We start from the raw sequence: 18,287 nt of genomic DNA on the forward strand, positions 1-18,287 counted from the left end.
GGCCCCCTGACGGCTCAGGCCGTGTCGCCGGTCCCGCCGTCGGTGTCGTCCTGCGCGACGTCCTTGAGGAACGCCTCGAACTCGGCGCCGATCTCGTCAGCGGTCGGCAGGTCGGACAGGTCGGTGGCGAGCAGGCTGCGCTGGCGGCGTCCCTCGAGGAACGTGTCGTACTGCTGCTCGAGGGCCTTGACGACCGCCGTGATCTCGTCCGACTCCTCCATCTGCCGGGTGATCTCGGCCCGGTTCAGCCCGGCCGTCGCGGCCAGCTCGCGGGTGTCGAGGTCGAGGCCGGTGGCGGTGCGGACGCGCTCGAGGCCGAGCAGGGCCGCGTCGGCGTACTCGGTCTGACCCAGGTAGTGCGGCACGTGGACGGCGAAGCCGATGGCGTCGCGTCCGGCCTCGCCGAGGCGCAGCTCGAGCAGCGAGGAGAAGCTCGCCGGCACCTGGACGGTGCCGAAGGCGGGCTCGTTCGGCGGCACGAGGCTGCGGTTGGTGCCGTGGGCGGTGACGCCGAGGGGCCGCGTGTGCGGCACCGCCATCGGGATGCCGTGGACGCTGACCGTCAGGTCGACGCCGAACGCGTCCATGAGCGTCGTCGTGGCCTCGACCATGCGAGCCCACTGGTAGTCCGGCTCCGGACCGACGAGGAGGAGGAAGGGCACGCCCTCGCGGTCGACGACGCGGTGCAGCAGCAGGCTCGGGTCCTCGTAGCTGCTCCAGTGGTCGCGGTCGAAGACCATGACGGGGCGACGGCCCCGGTAGTCGAGCAGCTGGTCGACGTCGAAGGAGGCGACGACGCGCGACTCGTGCGCGGCGAGGAGGTGGTCGGCGAGCAGCTTCTGCGTGCTGCCGGCGTCGATGAACCCGTCGAGGGCGACGACGAGAACCGAGGCCTGCAGCTCCTCGAGCATGCTCGGCGAGGTGTCGCTCTCGAACTGGAAGAGCTCGGTCGGGTCCTGCACGGGTCTGGCCTTTCGTGTGGCGGGTCGATGACTGCAACGCCCGGCGCGAGCCGCGGATTCCCGGCCCGCGAGGCCGTGCGTCAGGCGGACACCTTCGCGATGGCCTTGAGCACGCGCTGCGGCGACACGGGGTACGACGTACCCAGGGTCTGGGCGAACAGCGACACCCGCAGCTCCTCGATCATCCACCCGATGTCGACGACCTCGCGGGACCCGCGCTGGGCCGGACGCAGCGACTCGAGCAGGTCGGCGTAGCGGCCCTCGACGAGGTCGACCTGGTCGAGCGACTGCGCGTCGCGCGCGAGGTTGTCCGGCGCCTTGTCGAGGCGGTGCTGCGCCGCCCGAAGGTAGCGGTCGAGGTCGGGCAGGCGCTTCAAGCCCGTGTCGGCGACGAACCCCGGGCGCACGAGCTCGCGCAGCTGGGCCCGGACGTCGGCGAGGACCGGCCGCAGCGCGGGGCTCGCCGAGCGGTCGAGCTCGGCCAGGCGGTTGGTGAGGGCCAGGTGGCGCGCGAGGATCGGCTCGACGAGGCCGACGACCTGCACGACCCGCGCCGTCGTGTGGGTGCGGACGGCCGACAGGGCCCACTCGAAGTCCTCGCGGCTGCGGACCGTGTGGTCGGCCCGCCCGGCCGGGTCCTGGTCACCGGCCGCGTCGGCCCCGATGGCGTCGACGGCGCAGGCGAGGCAGTCGTCGAGGAGGGCGGGGACGCTGCCGTGCGGGTTGTGGCCGAGCGCGAGCTTCTGGGTGTTCGTCAGGCGGGCCAGGACCTGCTTCCACGGCGGGGTGATCCCGAGCAGGAGCAGCCGCTGCACGCCGAGGCGGTGCTCGGCCTCCGCCTCCCCGCGCGTCGGCAGGACCCGCAGGTCGACAGCCGACCCGGTGTCGACGAGGGCCGGGTAGCCCTGCACACCGTCCGCGCTCTCGAAGGTCTCGGGAACGCCGTCGTCGGGGAAGGCGGTGAGCCCGGCGCGCTCGAGGCCGGAGCCGGCGCGGCGCACCTGGCGACGCAGCTGCGGCGTCGCGGCCTCACGGACGGCCTCGAGGTCCTTGCCGGTGGCGACGGGCCGACCGTCCGGGCCGTCGACGGAGAAGGTGATGCGAAGGTGGTCCGGCACCCGCGCCCAGTCGAAGTCGGCCGGCGACACCGCCGCCCCGGCCCGACGACGCAGTGCGGTCGCGAGCGCGGGCAGGAGCGGGCCCGACGCCGGGTCGAGCTCCGGCAGGACGGCGCGGGCGTGGTCGGGCGCGGGCACGATGAGCCGGCGAACGGCCTTGGGCAGCGAACGGATCAGCGCGGTGACCAGCTCCTCGCGGAAGCCCGGGACCTGCCAGTCGAACCCGTCGGCCGTGACCTGGTTGAGTCGGTCGACGGGCACGTGCACGGTGACGCCGTCGTCGGGGGCCCCCGGCTCGAACCGATAGGTGACCGGAAGGACGTTCTCGCTCTGGGTCCACGTCGTCGGGTGGTCCTCGTCGGCGATGCTGCCGGCGCTCTCGCGGAGCAGGAGGTCCTCGGTGAAGGTCAGCAGGTCCGGATCGGTGCGACGAGCCTTCTTCCACCACGTGTCGAAGTGCCGCCCCGAGACCACGTCGGCGGGAACCCGCTTGTCGTAGAAGGCGACCAGCGTGCTGTCGTCGACGACGATGTCGCGGCGGCGGGTGCGGGCCTCGAGCTCACCGAGCTGTTCGACGAGGGCGGCGTTGGCCCGCAGGAAGGCGTGCTCGGTGTTCCAGTCGCCCTCCACGAGCGCGTGCCGGATGAACAGGTCGCGGGCCAGCTCGGGGTCGACGCGGCCCAGGCCGATGGTGCGCCCGACGACGAGGGGCACGCCGTAGAGGGTGACCCGCTCCGTGGCGATCGCCGAGCCACGGCGTGCCGACCACCGCGGCTCGGAGTACTGGCGCTTGACCAGGTGGGCCCCGAGGTCCTCGGCCCACTGCGGGTCGATGCGGGCGGTCGTGCGCGCCCACAGCCGCGTCGTCTCGACGAGCTCCTCGGCCATGACGAACTGCGGCTGCTTGCGGAACAGGGCCGACCCGGGGCTGATCGCGAACCGGGTGCCGCGCGCGCCGGCGTACTCGCGGCGCTGCTCGTCGCGGACGCCGACGTGCGAGAGCAGTCCGGCGAGCAGAGACTGGTGGATGGCGTCGTTGTCGTACTCCCCGTGGGCGCTGCCCCGGGTGACGTCGAGACCGGCCTGCTTGGCCGCCTGCCTCACCTGGCTGTGCAGGTCCTGCCACTCGCGCACCCGCAGGTAGTGGAGGAACTCGGTCTTGCACATCCGGCGGAAGGCGCTGCTGCTCAGCTCCTTCTGCTGCTCCTTGAGGTAGGCCCAGAGGTTGAGCCACGTGACGAAGTCGCTCGTCTCGTCGGCGAACCGCTTGTGCGCCGCGTTCGCGAGCTCCTGCTTGTCCTGCGGTCGCTCGCGGGGGTCCTGGATGGACAGCGCCGCGACGACGACGAGCACCTCCCGCAGGACACCGCGTCGGTCGGCCTCGAGGACCATCCGGGCGTGGCGCGGGTCGATCGGCAGGGTGGCGATGGTGCGGCCCAGGTCGGTGAGCCGGCGCCCGGGCCGGCGCCGGCCCCGGTCCCGGCCGTCGGTCTGAGCCTGCCCGTGGGCGTCCCCCTCCGGAGCGAACGCCTGCAGCTCCTCGAGGAGGCGGACGCCGTCGGTGACCTGGCGGGAGTCGGGCGGGTCGACGAACGGGAACCGGGCGATGTCGCCGAGGCCCAGGCTCGTCATCTGCAGGATGACCGAGGCGAGGTTGGTCCGGAGGATCTCGGGGTCGGTGAACGGAGGGCGACGGTCGTAGTCCTCCTCGGAGTAGAGCCGGATCGCGATGCCGTCGGCGAGGCGTCCGCAGCGGCCGGACCGCTGGTTCGCCGACGCCTGGCTGACCGGCTCGATGGGCAGGCGCTGGACCTTGGTGCGCTGGCTGTAGCGGCTGATGCGCGCCGTGCCGGTGTCGACGACGTAGCGGATGCCCGGGACCGTCAGCGACGTCTCGGCGACGTTGGTGGCCAGGACGATCCGGCGCCCGGTGTGCGGCGCGAAGACCCGGTGCTGCTCGGCGGCGGACAACCGGCCGTAGAGCGGGACGACCTCGGTGACCGGCAGCCTCATGCCGTTCAGGGCGTCGGCGGCGTCGCGGATCTCCCGCTCGCCGGAGAAGAACACGAGGATGTCGCTGCTCGTGCCGGTGTGACGTTCGGTCCACAGCTCCTCGACGGCCTCGCAGACGCCGGTCACCATGTCGCGCTCCTCGGCGTCGGGCCGGTCGGGGTCGACGAGCGGGCGGTAGCGGATCTCGACCGGGAAGGTGCGGCCGGAGACCTCGATGACGGGGGCGGGCTCACCCGTCGAGGGGTCGGCGAAGTGCCGGGCGAACTTCTCGGGGTCGATGGTCGCCGAGGTGATGACGACCTTGAGGTCGGGTCGACGCGGGAGCAGCTGCTTGAGGTAGCCGAGGATGAAGTCGATGTTGAGGCTGCGCTCGTGGGCCTCGTCGATGATGATCGTGTCGTAGCGCCGCAGCTCGCGGTCGCGCTGCATCTCGGCGAGCAGGATGCCGTCGGTCATGACCTTGACGAGCGTGTCGCGCGTGGCGTGGTCGGTGAAGCGCACCTGGTAGCCCACGGTCTGGCCGAGCTCGACGTCGAGCTCCTCGGCGAGCCGTTCGGCCACTGCCCGCGCGGCGATGCGACGCGGCTGGGTGTGACCGATCTGCCCGTCGAGGCCACGGCCGAGCTCGAGGCAGATCTTCGGCAGCTGGGTCGTCTTGCCCGAGCCGGTCTCCCCGGCGATGACGACGACCTGGTGGTCGCGGATGGCGGCCGCGATGTCGTCGCGCCGGTCGACCACCGGGAGGTGCTCGGGATAGGTGATCGGCGGGACGGTGGCCGCACGGGCTGCCCGACGCGCCTCGCGCTGCTCGGGCCTCGGCCCGCGGCCGCTGCGCCGCCCCCGGCTTCGCGGTGACCGCGGGCGCGCCGGGGCGTTCGCGGACTGGTCGGGCATGCTCGACAGGATAGGCGGGCCGCCGGGTGCGGGTCGCACCGGTTTCCGTCCGACAGCGCCCGGGGCCGGGGGCGCCGAGGTCAGATGTCGGCGTCGTCCGCCGAGGCCCGGGCCGCCTTGCGCCGCTTGTTGACCGCGATGCGCAGGGCCATCGCGCGCTGGAAGGCCAGGTGCCAGAACCTGTTGAGGACCAGCTCTCGCTCCCCGACCATCTCCCGGACGTCGGCGCCGGCGCCGAGCTTGAACAGCAGCAGGCCGGTCAGGGGGCTCGTGGCGCCGAGGGAGGTGTTGAAGCCACGGAAGTCGTAGGCCTCGCAGCCCTGCTCGAGCGCGTCCTGCATCGCCTGCCACTGGAGGGCGTTCGACGCGCGGGCCTCGCGGTTGCGCTCGGTCGAGCCGCCGTAGAGGTAGGAGAAGGTCGGACCGAACCGGATCATGAGCGCCGAGGCGAGGACGTCCCCGTCCACGTGCGCCTCGTAGAACCAGGCGTGCGGCCGCGACTCTCGCTCGTCGACGCCCTCCATGAAGGAGCGGGCCATCGTCTCGAAGTAGGCCTTGGGCCGGGGCAGGAAGTTGTCGCGCCGGGCCGACTCGACGTACAGGTCGTGGAAGGTGTCAAGGCCCTCCAGCCCGACGGCCCGCACCTGCACCCCGGACTTGGCCGCCTTCTTGACGTTGCGACGCCACTGCTGGTTCATGGCCTTGATGAGGTCCTCGGTGGTGCGTCCGCGCAGGTCGACGACGCAGAGCAGCCGCGGCTGGCCGACCGCCACGCCGTCCCCGCCGATCGGCAGCCACCGGTTGCGGCCGAGCCAGGCCTCGAGCGACCGCGCGACGGGGCTGTCGACGGCGGGCTCGAGGGTGGTGAAGCTGAGCAGGCCGCCCTCGGCCACCTGCTTCTTGACCGGCTCGCGGTCCCAGACCCGCGAGACGACGGGGAACCCGAGACGCAGGGCGAAGGCACCGGTACCGCGGGCCCACCCGACGAGCGGGTCGATCCAGGCCGCCGGATCGGCGGCCACGGCCTCCCAGGGCAGGCCGGGCCCCTCGGGCAGGTAGGCGTACGTGCGTCGCAGCCGTGGGATGGAGCGCGACAGCACCAGGCCGGCCCCGACGCGGGTCCCCTCGGCGTCGAACCAGCCGAGTGGCGTCCGGCGCCAGCCGGCCTTGGCCCGGCCCCACGCCGGCGTCTGCAGGAAGCTGCCGCCGACGGCGTGGAGCGTGTCGAGCTCGTCGTCGGGGCTGATCTCGCGGACGGTCAGGGGGCCGGCGGCCCCGGTCGCGGCGGGCTGCGAAGTCATGGCCGCCACCCTAGCGGCGGCCGGTCGGCGTCCCGTCCGTGCCGCCACCCGCCCGCGCGGTGCGGCGGATCCACCACAGTCCCACGACCGGCAGGACGAGCGGCACGTAGCCGTAGCCGGACCCGAAGTGCGACCACACCGTCTTGTCCGGGAAGGCCGACGGCACGACGTAGGACAGCGTGCCGACGACGAGCACGCCGACCAGCTCGACGCCGAGCGCCACCGTGGCGAGCCGGACCGAGGCGCGGTCGCCACGCGCCAGGCCCACGGTCGCGACGAGGTAGATGACGGCGGCCACTGCTGACAGGACGTAGGAGACCGGGGCCCGGTGGAAGTACTCGCTGATCTGCAGGATGGAACGGCCCGTGGCGGCGAGGGCGAGCAGGCCGTAGACGGCCACGAGGAGCCGGCCGAAGCCGTGTCCCGTGTGCGGTGCCTGCGGTCCGGGGGTGGGCGAGGGCGTCGCCTGCTCAGGCATGGAGCGTCCAGACCTGCTGGAGCCGGGCCACGAGGACGGCCACGACGAACGCGGCCGCGAGCACGACGCCCATGGACCACTGCGTCTTCTCCTTGATCGCGATGAGGATCGCGACCGGGGCGACGACGAGGACGGTGAACAGGTAGGCGATGAAGGTGGCCCGCTCCGCGCCGTCGGCGATGGCTGAGGCGCGGGTCAGCCCGACGACGAGCTGCACGAGGAGGGCGACCTCGAGAACGAGCCCCGTGACGACGACCGCGTCGTCGACGAGGCGCCTGCGCGCGAGGTGGTGCGCCGCGAGGAGGGCGAGCAGGCCGCTGCCGACGAGCAGCACGACGGTGAGCGGTTGGAGCACGCGGCGAGCCTACTGTGTGCTCCGGCGTCGACCTGTCGTGCCCGGGAGCCGGGCCATGCCCGTCGGCCGGTAGGTTGCCCTGTGACGCGCGCTCGGGCGGTCCGCCCGGTCGACGTTCTCCCTTCAGCCATGCCAGGAGGCCATCGTGGCGATCCGCCCGGTCACGGTCGACCGTGCCGCCGGCGTCCTGCTCGGGCAGGCCTGCGGCGACGCGCTCGGCGTGCCGTACGAGATGGCGGCGCCTCCCGTCGGCGAGGCCGTCATGAAGGGCGGAGGCCTCGGGCCGTACGGCCCCGGCGAGTGGAGCGACGACACCCAGATGACCTTGTGCGTCGCGCGGGTGGCGGCCCAGGGCCTCGACCTCGGCGGGCCGTGCGGGCTCGACGAGGTCGCCGAGTCGTTCACCGCGTGGCTCGACGGTGGTGCCACCGACGTCGGGACGCAGACGCGCGCGGTGCTCACCGAGGCGCGCGCCCTCGAGGGTCGCGCGCACGAGCGCCTGACGCAGGCGAGCCGGAACCTGCACGCCCGGACGGGGCTGACGGCCGGCAACGGTGCGCTGATGCGGACCTCGGTCGTCGGGCTGTCCACGCTGACCGACCGCGAGGCCACCGCCCGGGCCGCCCGGGCCGTCGCCGAGCTGACCCACGCCGACCCGCTGGCCGGCGACTCGGCCGTGCTGTGGTCCGAGGCGATCCGCGTCGCGGTCACCGAGGGCCGACTCGACCTCACCGCCGGCCTCGACCTCGTGAGCGTCGAGCACGCCGGTCACTGGGGCGACTGGATCGAGGCCGCCACCGGCGCCGACCCGGGCGCCTTCGGCGACAACGGCTACACCGTCACGGCGCTGCAGGACGCGTGGGCAGCCATCACGTCGACCGACCGTGGCGACGGCTCGGCGATGCACCTGCAGCGTGGTCTGCAGGCGGCCGTGCGGGCCGGGCACGACACGGACACCGTCGCCGCCATCGCCGGGTCGCTGCTCGGGGCCCGCTACGGCGCCTCGGCGGTGCCGACGCAGTGGCGCCGTCTCGTGCACGGCTGGCCGGGCCTGCGCGCCCACGACCTCGTCGAGCTGGCCGTCTCGACCTCGATCGGCGGTCGCCGTCACGGCGAGTGGCCCTCCGTCGAGACGATGGCCGATCCCGACGTCCCGTCCCGGGCCCAGCCTCACCCCATCGACCCGGACATCCTCCTCGGCAGCATCGCCGACCTCGGCCGGGTCCGCGAGCTCGGCGTCCAGGCCGTCGTGTCGCTGTGCCCGCTCGGGCTGCGCGACATCCCGGCCGAGGGCATGTCGGCCCGCGACCACATCGAGTTCTGGATCAACGAGCACGACGACCAGGAACTCAACCCCCACCTCGACTTCGTCCTCGACGACGCCTCCTCGGCGCTGCGCCAGTTCCGGGCCGAGGGCAAGCGCGTCCTCGTCCACTGCCACCACGGCGGGGACCGCGCCCCCGCCGTCGCCCTGCGCTACGCCGTCGACCTCGGCGTGGCGCCCGAGCTCGCCGAACGGTCCATCCGGGCGGCCCTGCCGGGGATCCGCGGCGAGGGCCGGCTGTGGCAGGTGGCCGCCCATGGGGCCTGACCGGACGCCCCGCCCCGACTCACTGCTCGGGGTGCCGAGACGGGCCGGCCGGGCGGTCTGTCCGGGCCTCAGACCGCCTTGGCCTCGTCGACGAACCGGCACAGGGCGTTGACGGCCCGCAGCTCCTCGGGCGTGTGGACGGCCGCGTCGAGCAGCAGCGGCGACGCGACGACGACCGCCATGGCCTTCGCCCGTGAGACGGCGACGTTGAGGCGGTGCAGGTCGTAGAGGAACGGCACGCCGCGCGGTGCGACGGCGGCACTCGTGCTGGCCATCGAGTAGATGACCACGGCCGCCTGCTGGCCCTGGAACCGGTCGACGGTGCCGACGCGCACGCCGTCGGGCAGCGCCCGGGCGAGGGTGGCGACGTGGGCGTTGTAGGGCGCCACGACGAGCACGTCGTCGGCCCCGATCGGCTGCGAGCGCCCGTCGGCCGACGTCCACGACCCGCGCAGGAGGTCGGCCACGAGGTCGCGTACCACGGCGGCCTCCTCGGCGCTGGCCTGCTCGGACACGACGGTGTGCTCGACCGGGACCCAGCGCAGGCCGTCGCCGGAGAGGGCCCCGGGGGCCTCGACGGAGAGCCGGTCGCGACCGGGGGCCGACTCCAGGCGCCCCTCGTAGGCCAGCTCGGACACGAACGACGTCAGGCTCGGGTGCATCCGGTGGGTGCGGTCGAGGAAGATGCCCCGGTCCGGCGGGATGACGTCGTGGACGAGGACGCCGTGACCGCCGGGGTCGCCGATGTGCTCCGTGCGGAGGTGGTCGAGGACCGACACGCCCGAGCCGAACGGGTGCACGGCCTTGGTGGGCTGGGTCAGCTGCTGCGGGTCCCCGAGCAGCACGAGGGACCGCGCAGCGGGGGCCACGGCCACGGCGTTGGCGAGCGAGAACTGACCCGCCTCGTCGATGACGAGCACGTCGACGGCGTCGGCGAGGTCCGCGCGGGCCCACAGCCACGCCGTGCCCCCGACGAGCCGCGCCTGCCCGGAGGTGATGGCCTCGACCACCTCGGAGTTGTCGCAGGTGTGCCGGACGAGCGAGTCCGGGTCGGCGGGCTCGTCACCCTCCTCGGCGTTGGTGCCGTCCTTGTGCCAGGCCGGTCGGCCGACCTCGTGCAGCAGGTTGAGCACGACGGCGTGCGACTGCGCCGTGACACCCACGGTCAGGCCCGCGTCGAGCAGCTGCCGGATGAGGGCTGAGCCGGCGTGGGTCTTGCCGGTGCCGGGCGGTCCCTGGACGGCGAGGACCTGTCCGTCCAGCCGCGACCCGGCGCGGACGACGGCGTCCTTCGGCGTCTCGTGCGGACGGACGGCGAGCACGTCGGGGGCGGGGACGACGCGCTCGAGCAGCCGCGTGGCGAGGTTGCTCCCGCCGGCGAGCGCGAGCTCACCGGTGCGGGCGATGGACTGGCGCAGGACGGCGTCCATGATCGGTCCCGGGCCGCCGATGCCGCGGGGGCGGGGTGGCTCCAGGGTGCGCTTCATCGACAGCTCGACCCACCCCTCGACGGGGTCGAGCGAGACGACCTTGCCGACCGGGGCGTGCGTGTCGACGTCCGGCACGTACTTGCCCTCGGACACCTTGCAGTCCTGCGGCGGGAAGGGGTAGCGCCAGATGCGCGACAGCTTGACCTGCCCGACCTCGACCGGCTCGCCGAGGTCGCCGATGGCCGTGGCGTCCTCGACGAGCTCGGCGGTGTCGAGGTCCTTGTAGCGGAAGAAGTCCCACCACTCGGGTCGCTTCTCGCGGCGGTGCCAGCCGACGCACCCGGCGAGAAGCTCGTGACCGGCCCCGACGAGTCGCTCGGTGAGGTCGATCTCGGCCTGCTCCTCCTCGGAGACCTCCCTGAGCGGCTCCGGCACCGGCCGGGTCAGGAGGTGGCCGGCCGCCTCGAGGTCGCGGCGCCGGTCCTCGAGCCAGTCGTGCAGGGCGAGCGTCGAGCGGACGTCCTCCTCGTTGTAGCGGCGGATGTCGGCGAGGATCGCGGGGTCGGCCCTGCCCTCGGCACGCCCGGCGAGCCACCGCTCGTACTCGACCACGGAGGACAGGCCGTCGGCGACGCCCTCGCCGTCTGCGGACCGCGTGTGCCCCCAGTAGAACTCCTCGAGCTTCTTGATCGAGTACGAGCCCTTGCTGATGCGCACGCCCTGGCGCACGACGGCGTAGAGGTCGACGAACACCTCGTGGCGCAGCAGCTGGTCCAGCTGCGCCTCGCGGGTGGCGTGCTGGCCGACGAGCCGCTTGAGGGCCGTGGTCTCGTACGGCGCGTAGTGGTAGACGTGCATGCCCGGATGGCGCTGCCAGCGCTCGGTGAGCCAGTCGACGAGGTCGGCCGTCAGGCGGCCCTCCTCGGCGAAGTCGTGCGCCCAGAAGTCGACGAACTCGCCCTCGCGGGTCCAGACGCCCGCGAGGTACTCGCGCCCGGCCCCACCCTCGGCCCACGGGTCGCCCTCGAAGTCGAGGTAGACGTCGCCGGCGTCGGGCTCGGGCAGCAGCTGCAGGCCTCGGCCCGGCTCGGGCTCGAGGAGCTCGAACTGCGCCCGCCCCGTCTCGCGCTCGGCCAGCTGGAGCCGGGCCTGCTGGAGCAGCCGGCGCCGGGTGGTCGCCGACAGGGCAGGGGCCAGCTGCTCCTCCGTGGCGCCCGCGAGCGCCCGGAGCGTCGGGATGCCGAGCCGGACCAGGGCGGCCCGGTGGTCGGCCCGCATGCCGGCGACCTGCACGAGGTCGTCCCGGTCCAGCCACTCCTGCGCGCACCGCTCCTTCCAGCGGCACTGACCGCAGTGGTGAACGCGTGCCGACTCGGTCGGCTGCGGGCGCTCGATGGCGTCGAGGAGCTCGTCGCGACGGCGACGCGCGTACGGGGCGACGTCGACGAGGCGCCACGGGTGCTGCTCCTGGTCGCCCGTGACGACGGTGAGCCACTTCGGGGCCAGACCCTGGAGGGTCTCGAGCCGGGCGGCGTAGGTGGCCATCTGCAGGAGCGCGGGCACCTTGAGGCGCCGGGCCAGCTTGGTGTCGGCGACGTCGTAGCGCCACGGGCCGAACGCGCTGAGCTGCCCCGAGGGGAGGTCGACGCGAAGGAGGAAGTCGGCCAGGCCGACCCAGTGCCCGTCGAAGAACGTCGCCTGGTACACGACCTCGACGCCGCGTCGCATCGCCTCGACCGTGGCGGCCTCGGCGGCGGCGCCGGACAGACCGAGGGCCGCGACGTCGAGGACCTCGCGGCCCTCGGCCCGCAGCCGCTCCAGGTAGGCGCGCTCGTGCTCGAGGCCCTTGGCGAAGACGAGGTTGAGCGAGTCGTCGGGCGCGACGCGGGGCGCACTGCCCTCGCGGACGTCGAGCGCCTCGAGGTCGAGCGTCGTGATGTGCGCGCAGGCGACGTGCTTCGTGAGGTCCGTGGGTGACAGGACGAGGTGACCGTCGATGCGCTGCATGGCCCGAGTATGCCGAGGTGCACCGACAGGCCCGCGCAGCCGTGCCGTCCATCGTCAGCAGGACTGCCTGGGCGCCCCGGGCGGACCTGCTGACACGCGGGGAGCGCAGGTGCTCGGTTGACCGCGCGGACACCCCCTGCGTCGGATAGGTTGCCCCCGCGTGGCAGGCAAGGTTCGGGGGCGAGCGCCCCTGCGCACGGGGGCCCGAGCGGGCGCCGATGCGATCGGAGCCGCGCGAGGAGGATGAGTGTCGATCAACTCTCGGGGCCCGCGGCGACGTCGCCGCGGTCTGGTTGGCACGGTGAGCGCAGGAGCCGCAACGGCCCTCGTCGCCGCGACCCTCGGGGCCACGCCGGCGACGGCTGACCCCCACCCGTCGGTCAAGCACCGCAGCGACAAGCAGCTACCGGCACGCGTCAAGGGTGCCGGCTCGCTCGGCCTCGGCACGCAGCGCACCCCCGGCGACACGGTGGACCCGTCCCTGCGCCGGGCCACCGGCACGGTCGACGTCATGCTCGAGCTCGACGCCGCGCCGGCGGCCCGCGCCTTCGGCCACGCCCGCGGTCGGGGACTCGCCGCCGCCAGGACCGCCGCCCGGAGCCAGACGTCCGCGGTCGAGCAGGCCCAGAAGGCCGTCGAGAGCCGCTTCGGCGCCGGCGCGACGCGCGCCCGCACCCTCTTCCGCACGCACGCCGTGTACGCCGGTGTCGCCGTCCGCACCGACGCCGCCCGCCTGAGGGCGCTGGCGGCGATCCCGGGCGTCAAGGCGGTCCACCGGCTCACCCCGAAGACCACGTCCAACAGCTCGTCGGTGCCGCTCATCGGTGCGCCGAAGGTGTGGGCCGGCACGGGCAACACCGGCGAGGGCGTCCGCATCGGCATCATCGACACCGGCATCGACTACACGCACGCCGACTTCGGCGGCGACGGCACCACGGCCGCCTACGCCGCGGCCAAGGCCTCGAACGCCTTCACCCCCACAGCGAAGGTCGTCGGCGGCTACGACTTCGCCGGCGACGACTACGACGGGGACGACCCCGCGTCGGTCCCCACGCCCGACGCCAACCCGCTCGACTGCGACGGCCACGGCTCGCACGTCGCCGGAACGACCGCGGGTCTCGGCGTCGCGGCCGACGGCTCGACGTGGACCGGCGGCTACGCCGACCCGATCGACCCGGCCGCCGTGCGCATCGGCCCGGGCGTCGCACCCGGCGCGAGCCTGTACGCGCTCAAGGTCTTCGGCTGCGAGGGCTCGACGAATCTCGTCGGACAGGCCCTCGACTGGGCCGCGGACCCCAACGGCGACGGCGACGTCTCCGACCACCTCGACGTCGTCAACATGTCGCTGGGCAGCTCCTACGGTTCGCCCGAGGACCCCGACTCGGTCGCTTCGAACAACCTCGCGGCGCTCGGCACGACGGTCGTCGCCTCGATCGGCAACTCCGGTGACGTGTACGAGGTCGGCGGCTCGCCGGGCAACGCCCGCCGCGTCCTCGGCGTCGCGGCCTCCGACGACGGCGACGACGTCGTCGACGGCCTGCGCGTCGACTCCCCCGCGGGCATCGAGCCGGCCGACACCATCGACAGCGATCAGGACGACGTCTTCGCATCGCTGCGCTCGGTCAGCTACGACTGGGCCGGTGAGCCCGGCGTCTCCGACACCCCGCTCGTCACCATCGGCGACTGGACCCAGCCGGTCGGCACCGGCAACAACATCGACGGCTGCGACTCCTACTCCGCGGCAGAGAAGGCGGCAGTCGCCGGCAAGGTCGTCATGGTCTGGTGGCTCGACGGCAACGGACGCCGGTGCGGCTCCAAGGTGCGCGCCGACGCGGCGTTCGCCGCGGGCGCGGTCGGTGTCGTCTACGGCAGCGACTCCAACGCCTTCTCGGCAGGGGTCAGCGGCAACGCCGACATCCCGGCGATGCTCCTCGTCAAGCAGGGGCGCGACGCGGTCAAGGCCCGGCTCGACGCCTCCACCGAGGTCCGCGTCACGCTGACCAACGCGCTGCGCAACGCCGTCACGGTCAAGAACCCCGAGGCCGTCGACCAGCTGGCCGACTTCTCCTCGCGCGGTGTGGGCGTCGCGGGCGGCGTCAAGCCCGACGTGGCGGCGCCCGGCGTCACGACGTTCTCGGCCGCCGTCGGCACGGGGGACGAGGGCATCGCCGAGTCCGGTACCTCGATGGCCTCCCCGCACGTGGCCGGCGAGGCCGCCCTCGTGCGCGCCGCCCACCCCGGGTGGACCGTCGAGGAGGTCAAGGCGGCCATCATGAACACGGCCACCCAGGACGTCTTCGTCGGACCCGACCACACCGGCGAGGTCTACGGCCCCGAGCGGGTGGGGTCCGGACGCGTCGTCACCGACGCCGCGGTCGGAACCTCGACGCTCGCCTACGTCACCGACGACCCGGGCGCGGTGAGCGTCTCGTTCGGCCCGGTGGCGGTCACGACGGCGACGAAGACGCTGACCAGGACCGTTCGCGTCGTCAACAAGCGGCCCGTCACCTCGGCGTCGTACACGCTCGACTACGTCGCCGCGCACCCCACGCCCGGCGTCACGTACACGTTCAGCCCGTCGCAGGTCCGCGTCCCGGCGGGCGGCTCGGTCGACGTGACGGTCACCGCGACCTTCACCCGCTCGGCGCTGCGCGCCGTCACCGACCCGACGACGTCGGCGGACCCGGCGGACCTCGGCATCATGCGCAACCAGCGCACCGACGCGAGCGGCCGGATCGTCCTGACCCCGGTCGACGGCACGTCGGGTGGAGAGCTGCGCGTGCCGGTGTGGTCCGCCCCGCGGGCCGCCTCGGCCATGAGGGCGGCCGCCAGCACCACGGTCACCGGCGCGGGCAGCGTCCAGCACTCCTCACTGCCGCTCACCGGCTCGGGCCTCGACCAGGGCACCGACCCCGAGGACCACGTGTCGACGGTCTCGACGTTCCAGCTGCAGGCGAGCAGCCCTCGCCTGACCTCGTGCTCGACGTCCCAGGTCCTCGACTGCCTCGAGACCGCCGACGACCGGGGCGCCGACCTGCGCTACGTCGGTTCGGCCTCGGACTGGCCCGGCTGGGACGACCCGACGAACGCGATGCTGACCTTCGGCATCAGCACGCACGGGCCGTGGCGCACGCCGGCGAGCGAGGTCGAGTTCGACGTCAACCTCGACACCGACGGAGACGGCACCGCCGACGCCGTGGCCTACACGACGCGCTACGCCACGAGCACGGACGACTACGACTACTTCCTCACCGAGCTGGTCGACCTGCGTCCGGGACACGTCGGGCACATCCTCGACGACCAGCTCGTCAACGGCACCGACGGCTCGTTCGAGACGAACCCGTTCAACAGCGACTCGCTCGTCATGCCGGTCTCGGTCGGCGTGCTCATGGACGCCGGTCTGGTCTCCGGGTCGGCACCGAAGGTGCGGTACTGGGTCAGCTCGTTCAGCCAGAACGGCGAGGTCGACGGGGTCGGCAGCCCCGAGGCTCCGCTGACGGTCAGCCTGGCCTCACCCGGCCTGTCCGCCTTCGGCGACTACGGCACCCTGCTCGACACCGACCTGCCGGGGGCGACGCTCGACGTCTACCGCGACGCGACGGCCGCCGCGGTGGACAAGCCGCAGGGCCTGCTGCTGTTGCACCACCTCAACACCGACGGCTCGCGCGCCCAGGTGGTGACGGTCAAGCGTGCCTCGACGACGACGCTCACCGCGAGCCCGACGTCGATCACCTACGGGGGCCGCACGACACTGACGGCCACCGTGTCGCCCTCGAACGCCACCGGGACGGTCACCTTCGGCTACAACGGCACGGCGCTGCGAACGGTCGCCGTCTCCGGCGGCAAGGCCGTCCTGCCTGTCAGCGGGCTGCCCCGCGGGACGGCGTCGTTCACGGCGTCGTACTCCGGTGACGCGTCGACGGTGGCGAGCCGCTCGGGGACGGTCGGTGTCACCGTCAAGGGCCTGACGAGCCGCACGGCCCTGTCGGCCAGTGCCACGAGCTACCGCTACGGCGGTCGTCCGGTGCTCACCGCGACCCTGACGCCCTCGGGCGCCACCGGCACGGTGACCTTCCGCGACGGCTCGCGGGTGCTCGGCACGAGCACGGTGCGGTCCGGAAAGGCGACCCTCTGGGCGCCGGTGCTCTCCAGGGGCACGCACCGGGTCACGGCGACCTACTCCGGGTCGAGGGCCTACAACCCGTCGTCCTCGGCGGCGGTGACGCTCACGGTCCGCTGAGCCGACCGCCGCGCAGCGACCGCTGACACGACACGTGTGCCGCCCGGGGACCCCGGGCGGCACACGTGCGTCCCGGGACCACCCGGGGCGACCTCACTCCCCCGAGAGGTCGAAGACGAGCCGCGCCGGCACGCTGCCCGAGAGCACCTCCTCGAAGCAGGCGTTGACGTCCTCGAGCCGGCGCGTCTGGGCCACGACGCGGGTGCGTCCGTCGGCGTGCAGGCTGAAGACGTCGGCCAGGTCGTTGCGGGTGCCGACGAGCGAGCCGTGGACGCTGATGCCGCGCAGCACCGTCTCGAAGACGGGCAGCCGCAGCGTGTTGTCGTGCGGCAGGCCGACGATGACGAGACGACCCCGCGGGTTGAGGCAGGCGTGGGCCGCAGCCATCGCCGCCGGCGAGGGCACGGTGACCAGCGCGATGTCGGCGCCACCTGCCTGCGCCAGCTGCGCCACCTGCTCCGCCTGACCGGCGCGGGCGTCGACGACGTGGTCCGCCCCGAGCTGCTTGGCGAGGTCGAGCTTGGCATCGTCGACGTCGACGGCGACGGTGCGGCACCCGAAGACGGTGCCGTACTGGAGACCGAGGTGTCCGAGTCCGCCGATGCCGACGACCATGACGGTCTCGGCCGGCTGGGGGCGGGCCGCCCTGAGCGCGGCGTACGTCGTCACGCCGGCGCAGGTCAGGGGTGCGGCATCGAGCGAGGAGACCGCGTCGGGCACGCGCACGACGTGGCTGGCCCAGCCGACGGCGAACTCGGCGTACGCGCCGTCGACCGTGTAGCCGGTGTACTGCGGCGCGACGCAGTAGGTCTCGTGGCCGGCGATGCAGGAGCGGCAGCGCCCACAGGCGTGGCCGAGCCACGGGATCGCGACGCGGTCCCCCTCGGCCAGGTCGTCGACGCCGGGGCCGAGCGCGCACACGGTGCCGACGCCCTCGTGGCCGGGCACGAGCGGGATCGTGGGCGGCACGGGCCAGTCGCCGCGCGCGGCGTGGATGTCGGTGTGGCAGAGCCCGCTGGCCTCGATGCGGACGAGGACCTGCCCGCGGTCGGGAACGGGGACGGGAAGGTCACGGATCTCGAGCGGCTCACCGAGACGAGTGACGACGGCTGCTTTCATGGCTCTCTCCTGTTCCGAGGCCTGGCGTTCCCAGGCCGCACTCGGGGAGGCGGCCCTCCCTCGGGAGGGCCGCCTCGGGGTGCGGGGCACGGTCCGGGTCCGGCCCCGCGGGTGGGCGGGTCGGGCGACCCGCCCACCGACCTCGCTCACCGCAGGATGCCGTTACCGACCTGACGGCCCCACCACTTGCCCAGGCCCCACGTGTCCCCGGCGTAGGTCGCCGCGAGGACGGCGATGCCCAGAGCCTCGATCCAGTGGCTGTCGACGAGCGGGTTGGTCATGCCCGTGGCCCCGAGCGGGAACTCGGCCAGGTACATGAGGGCGAGGAGAACCGCACCGGTCCAGGCCGCGATCTTCAGGCCTGCGCCGGCGATGAGGGCGACGCCGATGCCGAGGAGGCCGGCCATGAAGACCCAGTCGGCCCACGGGCCGGCGATGCTCTTGAAGAACCCGGCGAACGGGCCCTCTGCGTGCTTCATGAAGCCCTGGGCCGGGGTGCCGCCGTTGATCCACGCCTTTGCGGCAGGAGTGGCGTAGCCGAGGCCGAAGAGCTTGTCGAAGAAGGGCCAGAGGAAGGTGAACCCGAGGACGAGCCGCAGGCCGGCCAGCAGCTTGCGGGCGATGTTCGAGCGGACGACCTCCTCCTGGAACGTGACGACACCCTTGGTCGGGTCGTGCCTCGGGGTGCCGGCGGTGCCCGATGCGCCGCTGACGGGGGTGTCACGGTGGATGGTGGCCATGGTGCTCAACTCCAGAACTTCGAGGTGTTCCGGCAGCGT

General features: G+C 73.5%; 10 protein-coding genes. 2 read left to right on the plus strand and 8 right to left on the minus strand.

What is annotated here, in order from left to right:
* Positions 1–14: 14 nt before the first annotated feature.
* From AC1VM9_RS19515 to AC1VM9_RS19535, 5 genes are all read right to left on the minus strand, one after another.
* Positions 15–962: a proteasome assembly chaperone family protein gene (locus AC1VM9_RS19515; RefSeq protein ID WP_483123759.1), complete on the minus strand. Its 948-nt coding sequence runs from the start codon at positions 960–962 to the stop codon at positions 15–17.
* Positions 963–1,042: 80 nt separating this feature from the next.
* Entirely contained in the window at positions 1,043–4,987 is a 3,945-nt protein-coding gene (hrpA, locus tag AC1VM9_RS19520; protein ID WP_483123760.1) for an ATP-dependent RNA helicase HrpA, read from the minus strand.
* Between the two features lie 80 nt (positions 4,988–5,067).
* Positions 5,068–6,288, minus strand: a complete 1,221-nt coding sequence (locus AC1VM9_RS19525; RefSeq protein ID WP_483123762.1) for a lipid II:glycine glycyltransferase FemX — start codon at positions 6,286–6,288, stop codon at positions 5,068–5,070.
* Between the two features lie 10 nt (positions 6,289–6,298).
* Positions 6,299–6,766, minus strand: coding sequence for a hypothetical protein (locus tag AC1VM9_RS19530; RefSeq protein ID WP_483123763.1), 468 nt, complete (start codon positions 6,764–6,766; stop codon positions 6,299–6,301).
* Positions 6,759–7,121 carry a hypothetical protein gene (locus AC1VM9_RS19535; protein ID WP_481344509.1) on the minus strand — a complete coding sequence of 121 codons (363 nt, stop codon included), beginning with the start codon at positions 7,119–7,121 and terminating at the stop codon, positions 6,759–6,761. Before AC1VM9_RS19535 ends, AC1VM9_RS19530 begins: the two co-directional genes overlap by 8 nt.
* Positions 7,122–7,266: 145 nt before the next feature.
* Between AC1VM9_RS19535 and AC1VM9_RS19540 the strand changes: the two genes are divergently transcribed.
* Positions 7,267–8,712 (plus strand): ADP-ribosylglycohydrolase family protein, encoded by a 1,446-nt coding sequence (locus tag AC1VM9_RS19540; protein WP_483123764.1) that lies wholly within the window; start codon positions 7,267–7,269, stop codon positions 8,710–8,712.
* 68 nt (positions 8,713–8,780) lie between these two features.
* On the opposite strand, the gene AC1VM9_RS19545 is transcribed toward AC1VM9_RS19540, so the two are convergent.
* Positions 8,781–12,149, minus strand: a complete 3,369-nt coding sequence (locus tag AC1VM9_RS19545) for a TM0106 family RecB-like putative nuclease (RefSeq protein WP_483123765.1) — start codon at positions 12,147–12,149, stop codon at positions 8,781–8,783.
* Positions 12,150–12,450: 301 nt separating this feature from the next.
* Here AC1VM9_RS19545 and AC1VM9_RS19550 point away from each other — a divergent pair, with 301 nt between their 5' ends.
* Positions 12,451–16,389, plus strand: a complete 3,939-nt coding sequence (locus tag AC1VM9_RS19550) for a S8 family serine peptidase (protein ID WP_483123766.1) — start codon at positions 12,451–12,453, stop codon at positions 16,387–16,389.
* A 93-nt stretch (positions 16,390–16,482) separates the two neighbouring features.
* Here the strand turns inward: AC1VM9_RS19550 and AC1VM9_RS19555 are convergent, their stop codons facing one another.
* Together AC1VM9_RS19555 and AC1VM9_RS19560 are read right to left on the minus strand one after the other, a co-directional pair.
* Positions 16,483–17,508, minus strand: a complete 1,026-nt coding sequence (locus AC1VM9_RS19555) for a zinc-dependent alcohol dehydrogenase (RefSeq protein WP_483123767.1) — start codon at positions 17,506–17,508, stop codon at positions 16,483–16,485.
* Between the two features lie 146 nt (positions 17,509–17,654).
* Positions 17,655–18,248, minus strand: coding sequence for a DoxX family protein (locus AC1VM9_RS19560; RefSeq protein ID WP_483123769.1), 594 nt, complete (start codon positions 18,246–18,248; stop codon positions 17,655–17,657).
* Positions 18,249–18,287: the final 39 nt, after the last annotated feature.

This window comes from Monashia sp. HAY1-11D (assembly GCF_056868035.1).

Coding starts and splice junctions, on each gene's coding strand:
- hrpA (WP_483123760.1), bottom strand. CDS start 4,987: ATGCCCGACCAGTCCGCGAACGCCCCGGCGCGCCCGCGGTCACCGCGA.
- AC1VM9_RS19525 (WP_483123762.1), bottom strand. CDS start 6,288: ATGACTTCGCAGCCCGCCGCGACCGGGGCCGCCGGCCCCCTGACCGTC.
- AC1VM9_RS19530 (WP_483123763.1), bottom strand. CDS start 6,766: ATGCCTGAGCAGGCGACGCCCTCGCCCACCCCCGGACCGCAGGCACCG.
- AC1VM9_RS19545 (WP_483123765.1), bottom strand. CDS start 12,149: ATGCAGCGCATCGACGGTCACCTCGTCCTGTCACCCACGGACCTCACG.
- AC1VM9_RS19555 (WP_483123767.1), bottom strand. CDS start 17,508: ATGAAAGCAGCCGTCGTCACTCGTCTCGGTGAGCCGCTCGAGATCCGT.
- AC1VM9_RS19560 (WP_483123769.1), bottom strand. CDS start 18,248: ATGGCCACCATCCACCGTGACACCCCCGTCAGCGGCGCATCGGGCACC.